The organism is Streptomyces sp. NPDC012794 (assembly GCF_042901085.1).
In the GTDB taxonomy this organism is placed as follows: domain Bacteria; phylum Actinomycetota; class Actinomycetes; order Streptomycetales; family Streptomycetaceae; genus Streptomyces.
Map to the genome: position 1 here is coordinate 188,069 of NZ_JBIBCI010000001.1, position 14,601 is coordinate 202,669.

The 14,601-nt window shown below is 73.9% G+C and carries 13 protein-coding genes; 8 read left to right on the forward strand and 5 right to left on the reverse strand.

Annotated features, from left to right (window positions below; all coding sequences use genetic code 11):
- The first annotated feature begins 122 nt into the window (after positions 1 to 122).
- Positions 123 to 2,186: a SpoIIE family protein phosphatase gene (locus tag ACFY7H_RS00910; RefSeq protein WP_388931160.1), complete on the forward strand. Its 2,064-nt coding sequence runs from the start codon at positions 123 to 125 to the stop codon at positions 2,184 to 2,186.
- Positions 2,187 to 2,258: 72 nt separating this feature from the next.
- Here ACFY7H_RS00910 and ACFY7H_RS00915 read toward each other — a convergent pair whose 3' ends face one another.
- From ACFY7H_RS00915 to ACFY7H_RS00930, 4 genes are all read right to left on the reverse strand, one after another.
- The gene (locus ACFY7H_RS00915; protein WP_388931163.1) at positions 2,259 to 2,909 is read right to left on the reverse strand and encodes a DUF305 domain-containing protein; all 651 of its coding nucleotides are present in this window, start codon (positions 2,907 to 2,909) and stop codon (positions 2,259 to 2,261) included.
- A 66-nt stretch (positions 2,910 to 2,975) separates the two neighbouring features.
- On the reverse strand, positions 2,976 to 3,413 hold the full coding sequence (locus tag ACFY7H_RS00920; RefSeq protein ID WP_388931165.1) for a DUF6153 family protein: 438 nt from the start codon (positions 3,411 to 3,413) through the stop codon (positions 2,976 to 2,978).
- Positions 3,414 to 3,489: 76 nt separating this feature from the next.
- Positions 3,490 to 4,536: an NUDIX domain-containing protein gene (locus ACFY7H_RS00925; protein WP_388931168.1), complete on the reverse strand. Its 1,047-nt coding sequence runs from the start codon at positions 4,534 to 4,536 to the stop codon at positions 3,490 to 3,492.
- A 106-nt stretch (positions 4,537 to 4,642) separates the two neighbouring features.
- Positions 4,643 to 5,266 (reverse strand): LysE/ArgO family amino acid transporter, encoded by a 624-nt coding sequence (locus tag ACFY7H_RS00930; protein WP_388931171.1) that lies wholly within the window; start codon positions 5,264 to 5,266, stop codon positions 4,643 to 4,645.
- Positions 5,267 to 5,334: 68 nt separating this feature from the next.
- Between ACFY7H_RS00930 and ACFY7H_RS00935 the strand changes: the two genes are divergently transcribed.
- From ACFY7H_RS00935 to ACFY7H_RS00965, 7 genes are all read left to right on the forward strand, one after another.
- Entirely contained in the window at positions 5,335 to 6,240 is a 906-nt protein-coding gene (locus ACFY7H_RS00935) for a LysR family transcriptional regulator ArgP (RefSeq protein WP_388932224.1), read from the forward strand.
- Between the two features lie 119 nt (positions 6,241 to 6,359).
- Entirely contained in the window at positions 6,360 to 6,977 is a 618-nt protein-coding gene (locus ACFY7H_RS00940) for a dihydrofolate reductase family protein (RefSeq protein ID WP_388931174.1), read from the forward strand.
- Positions 6,978 to 7,276: 299 nt separating this feature from the next.
- Positions 7,277 to 8,947 (forward strand): protein kinase, encoded by a 1,671-nt coding sequence (locus ACFY7H_RS00945; RefSeq protein ID WP_388931177.1) that lies wholly within the window; start codon positions 7,277 to 7,279, stop codon positions 8,945 to 8,947.
- Between the two features lie 209 nt (positions 8,948 to 9,156).
- On the forward strand, positions 9,157 to 10,239 hold the full coding sequence (corA, locus tag ACFY7H_RS00950) for a magnesium/cobalt transporter CorA (RefSeq protein ID WP_388932227.1): 1,083 nt from the start codon (positions 9,157 to 9,159) through the stop codon (positions 10,237 to 10,239).
- Positions 10,240 to 10,442: 203 nt separating this feature from the next.
- Positions 10,443 to 11,081, forward strand: a complete 639-nt coding sequence (locus ACFY7H_RS00955; protein ID WP_388931179.1) for a GNAT family N-acetyltransferase — start codon at positions 10,443 to 10,445, stop codon at positions 11,079 to 11,081.
- A gap of 181 nt (positions 11,082 to 11,262) precedes the next feature.
- Positions 11,263 to 11,616 (forward strand): DUF805 domain-containing protein, encoded by a 354-nt coding sequence (locus tag ACFY7H_RS00960; protein ID WP_388931183.1) that lies wholly within the window; start codon positions 11,263 to 11,265, stop codon positions 11,614 to 11,616.
- 181 nt (positions 11,617 to 11,797) lie between these two features.
- A complete protein-coding gene (locus ACFY7H_RS00965; RefSeq protein WP_388931186.1) occupies positions 11,798 to 14,017 on the forward strand; it encodes an NADP-dependent isocitrate dehydrogenase in 2,220 nt (739 codons plus the stop codon).
- A gap of 103 nt (positions 14,018 to 14,120) precedes the next feature.
- On the opposite strand, the gene ACFY7H_RS00970 is transcribed toward ACFY7H_RS00965, so the two are convergent.
- Positions 14,121 to 14,591: a hypothetical protein gene (locus ACFY7H_RS00970; protein WP_388931189.1), complete on the reverse strand. Its 471-nt coding sequence runs from the start codon at positions 14,589 to 14,591 to the stop codon at positions 14,121 to 14,123.
- Positions 14,592 to 14,601: the final 10 nt, after the last annotated feature.

Genomic DNA, 14,601 nt, shown 5'->3' on the forward strand with positions numbered 1-14,601 from the left:
GTGCGACGGCACCCGTCCGGGCGAGCCGCCGGGAGGCGGTGGCGCGCGGACCGGCAGACGATGGAGGCGTGCAGGTGCCACACGAGCGGGCCCCGTGAGCGGGGTCCGGTGAGCGGGGCTCCATGAACGAGCAGGTGCCGGTCGAGGAGCTGATCAGCAGCGCCGCGCAGTCCGCCGGCGGCTGGCTGGGCGCGCTGCCCGTCGCACTCGTGGCCACAGGTGCCGACGGGACGATCGTGCGCTGGAACCAGGTCGCGCAGGAGCTGCTCGGCTACACCCCGCCCCAGATGCTCGGCCGCCACATCGCCGACCTGCTGCACCCGGGATCCGACCGCAGCCTGGGCCGCTCCCTGTGGGAGGCGGCAGCCTCCGGGCGCGGGGTGATGGGCACCGTCACGGCCTGGCACCGCGACGGGCACCCCCTGGAGGTGGAGATCTGGGCCTCCCCGGTGTCCGACCGGCAGCACGGCTCGACGGTGCTGGTCTTCGCGGCCGACGCCCACGCGGCCCGGCGCATCCGAGGGTCCTCCGCCGTCTGGGACGGCCTCTTCGCCCGCTCGCCCGTCGGCATCGCCATCCTCGACACCCAACTGCGGTTCCTCCAGGTCAACGCCGCCCTCGAAGCCATGAACGGGCTGCCCGAGTCGGCGCACGTGGGACGCCGTCTGGCCGAGATCCTCCCCGAGGTGAACGCCCTCGAGATGGAGGAGGCCATGCGGCAGGTCCTGGAGACGGGGGAGCCGGTCCTGGACCGCCGCCGCGTCGGGCGGACCCCGTCCCAGCCGGACCACGACCGGGTGTGGTCGTGCTCCTACGTCCGCGTGGAGGACCCCGCCCGGATGCCGATCGGGGTCATCGCCTCCCTCGTCGACATCACCGAGCAGCAGCGCGACCACATCGAGGCCGAAGCCGGCCGGCGCCGGCTCGCCCTGCTCAGCGAGGCCAGCATCCGCGTCGGCTCCAGCCTGGATCTGGAGCGCACCGCGCAGGAACTCGCCGACCTGGCCGTACCGCGCCTCGCCGACGCCGTCACCGTCGACGTACTCGACGCCCTGGCCCGCGGGGACGAGCCCGGCATGGGGCTCACCGGCGGGGTGGCCCTGCGCAGGCTCGGCCGGGCGCCGCTGTCCGGCTCCAGACTGACCGACATCCTGGCCCCCCTCGGCCGCACCCTCACCTTCCCCATGACCGCCCCCTACACCCAGGCCCTCGCGGCCCGGCAGCCCTTCCTCATCGCCCGCCTCGACGAGCAGGCCGTGGCCCCCGCCGCCCGGCACTCGGCCAAACCCGCGCAGCTGCTCACCGCGGGAGTGCACTCCTTCGCCATGGCCCCCCTGGTCGCCAGGGACTCGGTGCTCGGCGTCGCCACCTTCTACCGCACCCGCCCGGTGGGACCGTTCACCGCCGAGGACGTCACCCTCGCCGGGGAACTCGCCGCCCGCGCCGCGCTCAGCATCGACAACGCCCGGCTCTACCACCGCGAGCACGAGACCGCCGTCATCCTCCAGCGCAGCATGCTCCCGCAGCACATCACCCCGCCGCCCGGCATCGAGGTCAGCCACCGCTACCTGCCCGCGAGCGACGTCAACGAGGTCGGCGGCGACTGGTACGACGTCCTGGCCCTGTCCGGCGGCAAGGCGGCCCTGCTGATCGGCGACGTGATGGGCCACGGCATCGCCGCCGCCGCGGTCATGGGACGGCTCTCCGCCTCCGTACGCTCCCTCTCGCGCCTGGACCTCTCGCCCGTGCGGCTGCTGCACCAGATGGAATCCGCGCTCGCCGACCTGGCCGAGCCCATGCTGGCCACCTTCCTCTACATCGTCTGCGACCCGGCCACCGGACGCTGCACCGTCACCCGCGCCGGACATCCGCCGCCCGCCCTCGCCCTCCCCGACGGCACCGTCCGCCTCCTGGACACCCCGCCCGGCGTCCCGCTGGGCGTCGGCGGCATCGCGTTCACCCCCACCGAGGTCGAAGTGCCCCCGGGCAGCCTCCTCGTGCTCTACACCGACGGACTCATCGAGGCACGCGGCAGCGACCTCGACGAGCGGCTGAACGAGCTGACGCAACTCCTCGCGGACCCCCAGCGCCAGCTGGACCACGTGTGCGACTCGCTGATCACGCACCTCGTCCCGGCGGCGGCCGACGACGACATCGCGCTGCTGGTCGCGAGGGTCGGCGGCTGACCTCAGACCGGCTCGGACACGGCCCGGGCCGGGGATCCCCGCGGAAGGCGTGGGGATCCCCGGCCGTTCGGGTCAGCCCTTGCCGAGGAGCGCGTTCATCCGGGCGATCTCGGCGCTCTGCGAGGTGACGATGGCGGCGGCCATGTCCTTGGCGGGCTGGTACTTCCCGCTGGACCGCTCCTTCTCGGCCATGGCGACGGCGCCCTCGTGGTGCTTGACCATCAGCTTGAGGAACGCCGTGTCGAAGGCCTTGCCGGTGGCCTTCGTGAGCTGGTCCATCTCCTCGGCCGTCATCATCCCGGACATGGAGTGGCCGTCGTGGCCGCCGTCGTGCGCCGAGTCGGCCGGCGGGACCGGCTCGCCCCAGGCGCTCAGCCAGCCCGTCAGGGTCTTGATCTCCGGGTCCTGGGCCTTCTTGATCTCGGCGGCGAGTTCCTTGACCTCCGCCGATCCGGCACGGGTCGCGGCGAGGCCGGCCATGTCGACCGCCTGCCGGTGGTGCGGGATCATCCCCTGGGCGAAGGCGGTGTCGGCGGCGTTGTTCGGGGCCTGCGCGCTGTCGGCGGCGGCCGGTCCGGAGGGCTTGGCGGTGGGGGACGCGGACGCCCCGTCGGGGTGGTCGCCGGAGCCGTTGTTCCCGCCGCAGGCGGCGAGGACGAGGGCGGCGGTGGCTGCCGCGGCCAGGCCGGTGGTGCGGCGGAGCAGGGAACGCTTGACGGTCATGGTGGTGCCTCTCCTGTGCTGGGTCGTACGGGTGCTCGGCCGGCTGGAACGCCGGCAGGGGCCGCCCTATACGCGCAGGAGTTGCAGTTCGCCGAGCGACGGAGGTGCGCGGCCGTACGCCGTCGCCCGGAGCACGGTGCCGTGCGCCGCCCGGACCGCGGCGGGGATCCCGCCGGGCGTGGCCGCCGGGGGGTGCAGGACCGGGGTGCCGCTGGTGCCCGGTGCCGCGCAGGTGGGGTCGGCGTGCTGGGCGTGTCCGTCGGCCGGGCCGCCGTGCCGGGCGTCGCCCGCGTGAGCGCAGCCACAGGGGTCGGCGGACGGGTGCCCGGCAGCGGCGCTGTGCGCGGCCGCGGGCGGGTGCGCCGCGGCCGGCGGGACCGCTCCCGGGCCGAGGCCGTGCATGCCGAGGATCCCCGTGAGCAGGGCCAGTACGAGGAGCAGCCGGGCGGGCAGCCGGGAGGGCCTTCTTACGCCTGCGGCCCGCGCGCCCGTACTCGTACCCATGGCGGCATCGTAGAGGGCCGTGCCCCCATACTCCAAAGGGGTAGGGGGTATGGCGTGGCGCTCGCTGCGGGGCGTCTCAGGCCGGAGCCACCGGGCGGCCCGAGTGGAGTTCCAGCGGGCCGGTGCCTTCGGCCAGGGCGGTCAGGCAGGCTTTGATCTGCCGGCGCAGCCGGGGTTTGACCAGCCCCCGCAGCTCCTCGCGGCGCGCGGTGCGCCACTCCAGCAGTTCGGTCGGCGGCAGCCGGACCGCCGCGAGGTCGTCCGGGCCGAGGACCCCGCCGTCGTAGAGGAAGCGGATCCGCGCCGGGTATCCGGGCCGGTGGGTCCAGTCGACGGCGAGGAGGCGGCCGGGGGCCCGGTCGAGCCCGGTCTCCTCGTGGACCTCGCGCGCCGCGGCGTCCCGGGGTGTCTCGCCGAGGTCGCTGTCGACTCCGCCGCCGGGCAGCAGCCAGCGGCCCGGCTCGCCGTACCCGGGCCGGACGAGCAGGACCCCGCCGGCCCCGTCGGTGAACACCACGTTGGCGGCGGTGAGGGCCTTCGGCCGGGCGGCCCGGTGGCCGGCGTCGTCGTAGCGGCCCGCGTGCTCCAGGGCGGCGCGGTCGGCCGGATCCAGCCCGGCCGGGGAGCCGGGCTGCGGGACGCCGTCGACCAGGTGCGCGACGGAGCCCGCGTACAGGGCGGCCAGCCCGGCGCGCAGCCGGGGCGCGAGCCGGTCGGACAGCTGCTCCGCGGCCTCCTCCCGGGTGAGCCAGCGGGCCTCGGCGACCTCGCCGTCCGCGAAGGTGATCCCCTCGACAGCGGCGCTGGTCAGCGGCCCCACGAGGTACACGTGGACGACGATCGAGCGGCCGAGCGCGCCCGGCGGGCAGGAGTCCACGGCCAGCAGCCGTCCGACCGGGACGGACAGGCCGAGCTCCTCCGCCAGCTCCCGGGCCAGGCCCTCCTCAGGGGTCTCGGTGTCCTCCACCGAGCCGCCGGGCAGTTCCAGGCCCTCCTTGTACGAGGGGGTGAGTACGAGGACCCGCCCCCGCGGGTCCAGCACGATCCCGGTCGCGGCCACGAGCGGGGCCGGCCGGGCGGCGTAGTAGGCGCGCACGGCTTCGGGCGTCGGGCGGTCGGGCACGGCGGCGGCTCCGGGATCGGGATGCTGACGGGGATCGGGTCGGGAGTCGGGTCGGGGCTCGGGACGTACCGGAATCAGTACCACGTCCGGGCCCGGCGGCACGGCTTCAGGCCCGTACGAGGAGCAGCCCGCCCATGGTGACCATCGTCGCGGCGACCAGCCCGTCCAGCGCCCGCCAGGCGGCGGGTTTCGCGAGCACGCCGCTGAGCAGCCGGGCGCCGTAGCCGAGGGTGCTGAACCAGATCAGGCTGGCCAGCCCGGCCCCGATCCCGAAGGCCCAGCGCAGATCGCCCCGGTCGGCGGCCAGCGAGCCCACCAGCAGCACGGTGTCGAGGTACACGTGCGGGTTGAGCCAGGTCATGGCGAGGCAGGTGAGCACCGCCGCGCGGGCGGAGCCGGCGGTGGCGCCCTCGGAACTCAGCGCCGCCCCGGGGGCGGGACGCAGCACGCGCCGGGCCGCGAGGATCCCGTAGCAGATCAGGAAGCCGCCCCCGGCGATCCCGACGGCGGTCAGGGCGGCCGGCCAGGCGGTGACGAACGCGCCGACCCCGGCCACGCCCAGGAAGATGAGGACCGCGTCGGAGACGGCGCAGATGGCCACCACCGCCAGGACGGCGTGCCGGCGCGCGCCCTGGCGCAGCACGAAGGCGTTCTGCGCGCCGATCGCGACGATGAGGGAGAGGCCGGTACCGAAACCGGCCAGGAGTGCTGTGGTGATGCCGTTCGTCATGACCCGACCGTAAGGACGGCGCGTCGCTGAGTACAGCTAAAGATATTTACGTATCATTAGCGCTCGTGATGGACGAGCTTCCCCTGGAGCAGGTGAGGACCCTGCTCGCGGTCGTCGACGAAGGCACCTTCGACGCGGCCGCCGCGGCCCTGCACGTGACGCCCTCCGCCGTCAGCCAGCGGGTCAAGGCCCTGGAGCAGCGCACCGGGCGGGTGCTGCTGATGCGGACCAAGCCGGTGCGGGCGACGGAGTCGGGGGAGGTGGTCATCCGCTTCGCCCGGCAGCTGGCCCGGCTGGAGCGGGACGCGCGCGCCGAGCTCGGGATGGGGATGGGCGAGGGGCTCGGACCGGTCCGGATGCCGATCGCCGTCAACGCGGACTCGCTGGCCACGTGGTTCCTGCCCGCGCTGACCCGGGTGCCGCAGGAGCCGCCGATCTGCTTCGAGCTGCACCGCGAGGACGAGTCCCACACCACCGCCCTGCTGCGGGAGGGGCAGGTCATGGCGGCCGTCACCTCCTCCCCGGACCCGGTGGCCGGCTGCACCGTACGGGCGCTGGGGCTGGCACGGTACCTGCCGGTGGCCAGCCCCGACTTCACCGCCCGGCACCTGACCGGGGCCCCCGCCCGGGACCTGAGGGAGGCCCCGCTGATCGTCTTCGACCGGCGCGACGTCCTCCAGGACGACTTCGTCCGGGCTCTGACCGGCGGCGCCGCGACGGCCTCGGCCGCGCGGCACCTCGTACCCACCTCGGAGGGCTTCCGGGACGCGGTGGCCGCCGGCCTCGGGTGGGGGCTCGTCCCCGAACCGCAGGCGGAGCCGCTGTTGGAGGCCGGGGCGCTGGTACCGCTGGCGCCGGGGCGGTGGCTGGACGTACCGCTGTACTGGCAGCAGTGGAAGCTGGACTCGCCCGCGCTGGCACTGGTCGCCCGGGTGGTCGCCGAAACGGCCATGGAGGAGCTGCGGCCGGCCTGACGGGACCTGCCCCGCGTCGGCCGCGGGGCCGTGATCCCGACGGACGGGACGGCCCGGGTGTGGCGGTCCGCGCCCGGGCGTCTACTGGAGGGAGAGGACCGACTCCCTGGAGCGCCCGGATGAGGAAGATCACCGCAGAGCTGTTCATCTCGCTCGACGGCGTCGTGGAGGCGCCCCACGAGTGGCACTTCCCCTACGTCGACGACCGGATGGGCGCGGCCGTCGACGCCGTGGTCGGATCGGCCGGCACCCTGCTCCTCGGCCGCAGGACGTACGACAGCTTCGCGGGGGCCTGGCCCGCTCGGGAAGCGGCCGGGGGAGAGGACGCCGACTTCGCCCGGTGCCTCGGCGACGCCCGGAAGATCGTCGTGTCCCGGCAGCCGCTCGACTCCGGCTGGCGCAACTCCGAGCGCCTCAACGGGGAACTCACCGAGGCCGTCACGGCGTTGAAGAACGAGCCGGGCGAGGACCCGGTCGTGATGAGCGGCTCGGTCTCCGTCGTCCGCCAACTGCTGGCCGCCGGGCTGCTGGACCGCCTCCAGCTGCTCGTCCACCCGGTCGTACTGGGCAAGGGCATGCGCCTCTTCGAGGAGGGCGGGCCCGCGGTCCCGCTCGAACTGCTCTCCAGCGAGGCCTTCGGCACCGGCGTGCTCAACCTCTTCTACGCCCCCGCCGAGCGGCCCGGCAGCGCCGGCTACCGGGAAGCGAAGGCCCATCTGCCGCGCACCGGCGGCTAGGTCGTCTCTTCCGGATCTTGCTCCCCCAGCTACCGCTGGGAGGTGCCCCCAGACCCGCGCTGTCCGGCACCGCACCTCGCCGCGTTGTCGCGGCACCCGAGGACGTCCAGTAATCGGGAGCCGCTCCGCCTTGCGATGCACGGCACCGGACAGCGCGGGCTTAACCGGCAAGATCCGAAAGAGACGACCCAGACCGTGTCGCCTGGGGGCGGCCGCCCGGCCCGCCCGCCGGTGGTGCATCTACGCTTGTGCCCCGTAGATCGTCGAGACGGACGACCGGTCGTGGAACGGAGCATGTGGTGCCAGCGGGCCAAACGGGGGAAGCGAACGACGGGGACCTCGTCGGCAAGGTGCTCGGACGGCGCTACCGGGTGACCTCCGTGGTCGGCCGCGGCGGCATGGGCGTGGTCGCCCGGGCCGTCGACGAACTGCTCGCCCGCGAGGTCGCCGTCAAGGTCCTGCGGGCCTACACCGACTCCAGCGACGCCGAACTGGCCGACCTACGCACCCGGATGGAACGCGAGGCGCAGGCCGCCGCCCGCATCCGGCACGAAGGCGTGGTCACCGTCCACGACGTGACCCACGAGCAGGGCCTGCCCGTCATCGTCATGGAACTGGTCGACGGCCCCTCCCTCGACGAGGTGGTGACGCGGCATGGTGCTCTCGACCCGCACGAGGCCGCCGCGATCGGCGCCAAGCTGATGGACGCGCTCGACGCCGCGCACCGGGCGGGCGTCCTGCACCGGGACGTGAAACCGGGGAACGTCCTGCTGGAGCGCGGCGGCCGGGTCGTGCTCACGGACTTCGGCATCGCCACGATCGAGTCCTCCGGCGACGAGGCCCTGGCGAAGCTGACCCGCAGCGGCGAGCTGGTCGGCTCGCTCGACTACCTGCCGCCGGAGCGCGCGCAGGGCAGGGAGCCCGGTCCCGCCTCGGACATCTGGTCGCTCGGGATGACCCTCTACGCGGCGGTGGAGGGCCTGTCGCCGTTTCGCCGTACCTCGGTGTGGTCCACGCTGGCCGCGATCGTCGGCGACCCGCTGCCCGAGCCCCGGCGGGCGGGGCCTCTCGCCCCCGTGCTGCGGGAGCTGATGGCCAAGGAGCCGGAGCACCGGCCCACCGCCGAGCGGGCCCGCGCGATGCTGGAGCAGGTGGCGGCGGGCGGCGCCGCCCCCGCGCAGCCGTCCGCCGCCGTGCCGCCGGTCCCCGTGCCGCCGTCCCCGTACGCTCCCGCGCCGGTTCCCGGCTTCGGGCCCCCGCCCGCGGCCGGCCCCGGCGGCGTACCGTTTCCGCAGCCGTACGGTCCCGCCCCCCAGCCCGGCTTCCCGCCGCAGGGGCCCCCGAGCGGCCAGCCCCTCACGGCCACCACCCGGCCCGCCTCGGCGGCCGCGGACCGGGCGCGGCGCCGCAGCCGCGCGGTGATGGCCGTCGCGGTGGTCGCCGTACTCGCCGCCGGGGGCGTCACCTACGCCGTGACCTCCGGCGGCGGCCAGGGCCGGGGGAGCGCGGCGCCCACACCCGCACCCGGCGGCTCCCCGGCGCCCGGCGGGCAGCCGGGCGGGGACACCCCCGCCCCCGCCCCCTCGCCCTCCGGCTCGGCGCCCACCACCAAGCCGTCCGCGAGCGCCTCGAAGAAGCCGGGCACGCCGTCGCCCTCCGGGAAGTCCTCCTCGCCGGCCCCGGGCAAGCCCAGCCCCGTGCCCACGGGGTGCGCCGGCTGGACCCACCGGGACCCGACCCCGGGCACCTACGGCTACATCTCGGGCGACCACCACCTGCTGGCCGCGCCGTACCAGCAGTGCGCGAAGGGCACCCTGGTCAAGAGCGGCACGAAGCTCTGGTACCACTGCTACATCGTCAACTCGTACGGAAACCAGTGGACGTTCGTGCGCGTGGACGGCACCAACACCACCGGCTGGCTGTACAACCGCGACCTCACCCGCCAGAAGGGCTCCTCCCCGGCCTGCTAGGCCTGTCGTCAGGGGCCCGCCTGGGCCGCGCCGCACGGGCCGCCGGGCGTGGGTCCGGACACCCCGGGGGCGCCGGGCCCGGTGCCGGCCGCTTCCGGACCCGCCGGGAGGGCGGCGGCGCGGGACCCGGGCGCGGGCGCGTGGCGGGCCGTCGGCGGGTCGGTGGCAGACTGGCCGCTGATCCGCCGAAGGAGAGTACGTCCGTGTCCATGTTCAGCAACCTGCGCCGTGCCGTGCGCCGCGGCTACCGGCGGGCCGTCGACCTCAGCCACCCCGCCCGCTCCCCGCTCGGCAGCGCCGTCGTCAACTGTGTGGTCTACCAGGACGGCGTCCGCCAGGACGGGTGCGCCGAGGCCGAGGAGGCGCTGCGCAGGGTCCGCAAGACCGGCCGGGGCTTCGTCTGGATCGGCCTGCACGAACCCTCGCAGCAGGAGCTCGCAGGGCTCGCCGACCTCTTCGGCCTGCACCCCCTCGCCGTCGAGGACGCCGTCCACGCGCACCAGCGGCCCAAAGTGGAGCGCTACGACGAGACCCTCTTCGCCGTCTTCAAGACCGTCCGCTACGTCGAGCACGAGGAGCTGACCGCGACCAGCGAGGTGGTGGAGACCGGCGAGCTGATGGCCTTCATCGGCCAGGACTTCGTCATCACCATCCGGCACGGCGGGCGCGGCACCCTCGGCCCCGTCCGCGAGGCCCTCGAAGCCGATCCGGAGCAGCTGGCCAAGGGCCCGGCTGCCGTGCTGCACGCCATGGCGGACCACGTGGTCGACGACTACGTGGCCGTCACGGACGCGGTGCAGAGCGACATGGACGCCGTGGAGACGGCCGTGTTCAGCGACCACGGCGGACGCGGCGACGCGGGCCGGATCTACCAGCTCAAGCGGGAACTCCTCGAGCTGCGCCGGGCGGTGGCCCCGCTCGACCGTCCGCTCCAGCACCTGGCGACGCAGCCGATACCGGTGATCCCGCAGGAGGTCCGCGCCTACTTCCGCGACGTCGCCGACCACCTGACCCGTGCCACCGAGCAGATCGGCGCCTACGACGGCCTCCTCGACTCCGTCCTCCAGGCCCACCTCGCGCAGGTGACGGTCGCCCAGAACGAGGACATGCGCAAGATCACGGCGTGGGCGGCCATAGTGGCCGTGCCCACCATGGTCTGCGGGGTCTACGGCATGAACTTCGACCACATGCCCGAGCTGCGCTGGACGTACGGGTACCCGCTGGTCCTCGGTGTGATGGCGGTCGCCTGTTTCCTCATCCACCGGGGATTCCGGCGCAACGGCTGGATCTGACCGCACGCCGCACGCCGCACGCGCACCCCGCACCGGCCGGAACGCCGCACGCCGCACCGGCCCGGAACGCCGCACGCCGCACCGGCCCGGAACGCCACCCCCGCCGGCCCGTCCCGGTCCCGGAAACCCGGGTGAAACCGGTCGGGCCGCCGCGTAGGGTCCGCTCGACAGCACGGGAACCGATGGGAACGGGCAGGCCGGACATGGTGGAACGGACGCGGGCGGCGGGGGCGGGGACGGACCCGCTGGCGGCGGAACTGACCGGCGAGCGGGTACGGCTGGAACCGCTGGACCACCGGCACCACGACGGCCTGTGCGAGGCCGTGAGCGACGGGGCCCTGTGGGAACTCGCCGTGACCCTCGTGCCGCGCCCGGAGGACGTACGCGGCTTCATCGCCGACGCCGTCGCGGCGCGCGAGGCCGGCCGGGAGGGGGCGTACGCCACGGTCGACCTGGCCACGGGCCGGATCGCGGGCTCGACCCGGCTGATGATGATCAATACGGAGCACCGGCGGCTGGAGATCGGCTGGACCTTCCTCGGACGGACCTGGCAGCGGACCGGGGTGAACGCCGAGGCGAAGCTGCTGATGCTCACGCACGCCTTCGAGGAGCTCGGGATGAACCGGGTCGAGCTCCTCACCGACGAGCGCAACGCCGCCTCGCGCGCCGCGATCGCCCGTCTCGGTGCGACCGAGGAGGGGATCATGCGGCAGCACATGGTGATGCGGGACGGCCACGTCCGGAACACCGTGATCTACGCGCTCACCCGCCCCGAGTGGCCCGCGGCGAAGGCCGCCCTGCGCGAGCGCCTGGCGTCCCGGACGCCCGGCCGCATCGGCTGACGCAAGCCCCGCCCCTGCCGGCACACCCGTCGCAGGCGTGCTCAACTCCCTTTGAAAACAACGCGGTTGGCCTCGTACAAGTGTCCCGTGGTGGCTTGAACGCGGTGGTCGGAGGGCATAAAGCGGGCCCGGCCCCCTTTTCAGGCCGAGGGGCCGTCGATGCCGTCCTTAGGGGGGACTCGTGCACTACTACGTCGACGTCATCAAGCGCTACGCGGACTTCTCCGGCCGTGCGCGCCGCCGGGAGTACTGGATGTTCGTCCTGTGCAGCATCCCGGTCATGGTCGTGCTGATCGCGCTCGACCTCGCGCTCGGGAGCTACCCGGTCGCCTTCTACCTCTACAACCTCGGCGTCCTCCTCCCCACCCTGGGGCTCAGCGTCCGCCGCCTCCACGACACCGGCAGGTCCGGCTGGTGGTACCTGGTCGGGCTCATCCCCTTCGTCGGCTGGATCGGGATCATCGTCCTCATGGCCATCGAGGGTGACGCCGGACCGAACCAGTACGGAGCGAACCCCAAGCAGCTCACCGCCTGACAGGCGCGACACGGCGCCGCCGCCGGCCCACGGGGCCGGCGGCGGCGCCTTTCGCGTTCCCGTGACGCGCGTCTCTCCGCGTCTTGCGGGAGGGGGCTGTCCGGACAGCCCCGATCACGAGATATCTTGATGTCGAGCAATGTTGCAGACGAGAGACGCAGACTGTGGAGCGGAGCATCCGGTGACTGACTCGACCATCATCTACACGCACACTGACGAGGCCCCGGCCCTCGCGACGTATTCCTTCCTGCCCGTGGTGCAGGCGTACGCGTCGACGGCCGGTGTGAATGTCGAGACCCGTGACATCTCCCTGGCCGGTCGGATCATCGCCGTCTTCCCCGAGTACCTCGAGGAGGGCCAGCGGATCGCCGACGCCCTCGCCGAGCTCGGCGAGCTGGCGAAGACCCCCGAAGCCAACATCATCAAGCTGCCGAACATCTCGGCTTCCATCCCGCAGCTCAAGGCCGCCGTCGCCGAGCTCCAGGGCCAGGGCTACGCCCTTCCGGACTACCCGGACGACCCGAAGACCGACGAGGAGCGCGAGATCCGCGCCCGCTACGACAGGGTCAAGGGCAGCGCCGTCAACCCGGTCCTGCGCGAGGGCAACTCCGACCGCCGTGCCCCCGCCTCGGTGAAGAACTACGCCAAGGCCCACCCGCACCGCATGGGCGCCTGGAGCCCGGAGTCGAAGACGAACGTCGCCACCATGGGCGAGAACGACTTCCGCTCCACCGAGAAGTCCGCCGTGATGTCCGAGGCCGGCACGCTGCGCATCGAGCACGTCGCCGCCGACGGCGCCACCACGGTCCTGCGCGAGTCGGTACCGGTCCTCGCCGGTGAGGTCGTGGACGCGTCCGTCATGCACGTCGACGCCCTGCGCACCTTCCTGAACGACCAGATCCAGCGCGCCAAGGCCGAGGACGTCCTGTTCTCCGTGCACCTCAAGGCCACGATGATGAAGGTCTCCGACCCGATCATCTTCGGCCACGTGGTCCGCGCCTTCTTCCCGAAGACCTTCGCCCGCTACGGCGAGACCCTGGCCGCCGCCGGCCTGTCCCCGAACGACGGCCTCGGCACCATCCTGAACGGCCTGGGCGCCCTCCCCGACGGCGACGCGATCAAGGCCTCCTTCGACGCCGAGATCGCCGAGGGCCCCGCCCTCGCGATGGTCGACTCCGACAAGGGCATCACCAACCTGCACGTGCCGTCCGACGTGATCGTCGACGCCTCCATGCCGGCCATGATCCGCACCTCCGGCCACATGTGGGGCCCCGACGGCGCCGAGGCCGACACCCTCGCCGTCCTCCCGGACAGCAGCTACGCGGGCGTCTACCAGGCCGTCGTCGAGGACTGCCGCGCCCACGGCGCCTTCGACCCGGCCACCATGGGCTCGGTGCCGAACGTCGGCCTGATGGCCCAGAAGGCCGAGGAGTACGGCAGCCACGACAAGACCTTCGAGATCGCCGCCGCGGGCACCGTCCGCGTCGTCGACGCCGCGGGCAACGTCGTCATCGAGCAGGAGGTCGCCGCCGGCGACATCTTCCGCGCCTGCCAGACCAAGGACCTGCCGATCCAGGACTGGGTCAAGCTCGCCGTCACCCGCGCCCGCGCCACCGGATCCCCGGCCGTCTTCTGGCTCGACGAGACCCGCGCCCACGACGCGCAGCTGATCGCCAAGGTCAAGACGTACCTCGCGGAGCACGACACCGACGGCCTGACCATCGAGATCCTCTCTCCGGTCGAGGCCACGAAGTACTCCCTGGAGCGCATCCGCCGCGGCGAGGACACCATCTCGGTGACCGGCAACGTGCTGCGCGACTACCTGACCGACCTCTTCCCGATCCTGGAGCTGGGCACCAGCGCCAAGATGCTGTCGGTCGTCCCGCTGATGGCGGGCGGCGGCCTCTTCGAGACCGGCGCCGGCGGCTCCGCCCCGAAGCACGTCCAGCAGCTGGTCAAGGAGAACTACCTGCGCTGGGACAGCCTCGGCGAGTTCTTCGCCCTGGCCGCGAGCTTCGAGCACCTCGCCACCACCACCGGCAACGCCCGCGCCCAGGTCCTGGCCGACACCCTGGACCGCGCCACCGGCACCTTCCTCAACGAGGACAAGTCGCCGACCCGTCGCCTCGGCGGCATCGACAACCGCGGCAGCCACTTCTACCTCGCCATGTACTGGGCGCAGGAGCTGTCGCGCCAGATCGACGACCCGAAGCTGGCCGCCGCCTTCGACCCGCTCGCCAAGACGCTGGCCGAGCAGGAGCAGACCATCGTCTCCGAGCTCAACGCCGTGCAGGGCTCCCCGGCCGACATCGGCGGCTACTACCAGCCCGACCCGGCCAAGGCGGCCGCGGTGATGCGTCCCTCCGCGACGCTGAACCGGGCGCTCGCCCTCCTGGGCTGACGCCCGCAGCAGCAGGCAGTACGCGTTCCGCCCCGGCCGGCCCCGTGCCCGGCCGGGGCGGACCCGTTTCCGGGCGCGGGGCCCGGCGGGCGGCAGCGCGGGGTCAGAGCCGGTGCACCCGGCCCTGGCCCACGGCGAGGGGATGCCGGCCGGCGGCCAGGATGCGCAGCCCGGGCGCGGCGGCGAGCAGCTCCCGCAGCCAGGTCAGCGCCTCCGGGCCGAGCCGGTCGCTGCCGTCCAGGACCAGCAGCACGTCCCGCTCCGCCAGCCAGGAGGCCGCGTTGGCCGTCCCGCAGGGCAGGAAGGGCATCCCCGGTACGCAGCCCAGCGCGGCCACGAGACCGCGTACGCCGCCGTCCGGGCTGACCGTGACCACCGCGACGCCGTCGCAGAAGTTGGAGGAGAGCCGCCGGGCCACGTCCCGCACCAGCAGGCTCCGCGGCTCGTGGAAACGGCCCGTCACCGTCAGCACCCGGCCCCGCCGCACGACGGTGAGCAGCCGGGAGAGTTCCGTGGAGGTGGCCGGCAGCGTTCCTGTAGCTCCGCCCGGTGGCGCAGGCCTGGAGTCGCCCATCATCACGATG

Excerpts from the sequence above, each read along its gene's own strand:
- ACFY7H_RS00910 (WP_388931160.1), top strand. The coding sequence starts at position 123 with ATGAACGAGCAGGTGCCGGTCGAGGAGCTGATCAGCAGCGCCGCGCAG.
- ACFY7H_RS00915 (WP_388931163.1), bottom strand. The coding sequence starts at position 2,909 with ATGACCGTCAAGCGTTCCCTGCTCCGCCGCACCACCGGCCTGGCCGCG.
- ACFY7H_RS00920 (WP_388931165.1), bottom strand. The coding sequence starts at position 3,413 with ATGGGTACGAGTACGGGCGCGCGGGCCGCAGGCGTAAGAAGGCCCTCC.
- ACFY7H_RS00930 (WP_388931171.1), bottom strand. The coding sequence starts at position 5,266 with ATGACGAACGGCATCACCACAGCACTCCTGGCCGGTTTCGGTACCGGC.
- ACFY7H_RS00935 (WP_388932224.1), top strand. The coding sequence starts at position 5,335 with ATGGACGAGCTTCCCCTGGAGCAGGTGAGGACCCTGCTCGCGGTCGTC.
- ACFY7H_RS00940 (WP_388931174.1), top strand. The coding sequence starts at position 6,360 with ATGAGGAAGATCACCGCAGAGCTGTTCATCTCGCTCGACGGCGTCGTG.
- corA (WP_388932227.1), top strand. The coding sequence starts at position 9,157 with ATGTTCAGCAACCTGCGCCGTGCCGTGCGCCGCGGCTACCGGCGGGCC.
- ACFY7H_RS00955 (WP_388931179.1), top strand. The coding sequence starts at position 10,443 with ATGGTGGAACGGACGCGGGCGGCGGGGGCGGGGACGGACCCGCTGGCG.
- ACFY7H_RS00970 (WP_388931189.1), bottom strand. The coding sequence starts at position 14,591 with ATGGGCGACTCCAGGCCTGCGCCACCGGGCGGAGCTACAGGAACGCTG.